This window comes from Parabacteroides sp. merdae-related_45_40 (assembly GCF_001915675.1).
The window spans coordinates 56,863-57,101 of sequence record NZ_MNQY01000117.1 but is presented as its reverse complement, the minus strand read 5'-3'; the positions used below and the strand labels follow the sequence as shown (position 1 = coordinate 57,101).

Genomic DNA, 239 nt, shown 5'->3' with positions numbered 1-239 from the left:
GACTCGTCGACATCAGTAATCTCGCCAATTTCGCCATGATGTTCGTCTATGACCCGATAACCGATAAAGCTATCCCATGTCATATCTCCCACCAAGTCATCCCAGTCCACTTCATCGAGCGAATAAAAGACTTCGCGATTGGAAAATTCACGGGCCGCTTTCTCATCGTCCACATTCTTCAACTTCAGAAGGATAACGGTATCCGTCTTATAGCGATACTCCTCGATGAAAAAAGGGAC

General features: G+C 46.0%; 1 pseudogene. It reads right to left on the bottom strand.

Annotated features, from left to right (window positions below):
- Window positions 1-173, bottom strand: a pseudogene (locus BHV83_RS21850) (ribosome maturation factor RimM); the annotation flags it as partial.
- Window positions 174-239: the final 66 nt, after the last annotated feature.